Annotated in this window: 1 protein-coding gene; it reads left to right on the top strand. The window is 31.4% G+C overall.

Annotated features, from left to right (window positions below; all coding sequences use genetic code 11):
* Nucleotides 1–1,140, top strand: a 1,140-nt coding sequence (locus EKL98_RS16790) for a patatin-like phospholipase family protein (protein WP_199740750.1), incomplete at both ends; no start/stop codon positions are given.

A 1,140-nucleotide genomic window follows, 5' to 3' on the forward strand; every position in this document is an offset into this window, starting at 1 on the left:
TCAAGCGGCACAATTAGATTCAATTGTATCTACAACAAATATTGATAATTTATTAATTGATTATGTTCCGCGTTCCTCTAAAAGTTTTTACGAAAAGAGGAATGATGATTTGTACGCATTGGTACTGCCTTTTAATAATTTTAAAATAGGTGTTCCGCAATCCCTCTCAAAAGGAATGTTTAATTACAATTTATTTAATAAACTTACACTTCATGCTAGACATGTTAGGGATTTTAACCAATTGCCAATTCCCTTTTTGTGTATTGCAACTGACATTGAAATAGGGAAACAAGTGGTGCTGGACAAAGGAGTTTTAGCACAAGCATTAACTGCAAGCTCAGCATTACCATCCGTGTTTTCTCCAGTAATACTTGATGGCAAATTGTTGGTTGACGGAGGTGTTAACAACAATTATCCCATTGAAGAAATTAGGAATCTGGGAGCCGATATTATCATTGGTGTAGATGTACAAAGTGGGTTGCGAGACAAAGACCAACTTCAAGATGCTACTAAAATTTTATTTCAAATCAATAATCTACAGATGATTGAAAAAATGGATGGCAATGCTAAAAATACAGATGTATATATTAAACCCGACATTAAAAATATTGGAGCAGTATCTTTTGAAAAGGCCAAAGAAATTATTCAAAGAGGCGAAGAAGCTGCGTTTACAGTTTATGAAGATCTAGATAAACTAGCCGATAAGACCAATCCATATCAAAAACCAAAGTTAAAAATAGAATCCGATAGCTTGTACATTATTAACATTATATACAATAATTTGGTTCATTATTCTAAAGCATATATTGAAGGGAAATTGAAGTTTCAATCGTGTTCAAAAATTAGGTATAAAGATTTAGAAACAGGAATCAATAATATTGATGCCACTCATAATTTTGGAACAGTAATTTATTCATTAGAACCCAATGGAGAGGGAGATGATTTGATTTTGAACTTGATTGAAAACCCTGTAAAAACGTATTTAAAATTTGGATTGCATTATGACGGACTTTATAAAAGCGCGTTATTGGTTAATATTACCAATAAAAACACTCTTTTTAAAAACGATGTTGCTTCATTCGATTTGATTATTGGTGATAATGTACGTTATAATTTAGATTATTATATCGATAATGGGTA

Source organism: Flavobacterium bomense, from assembly GCF_003970355.1.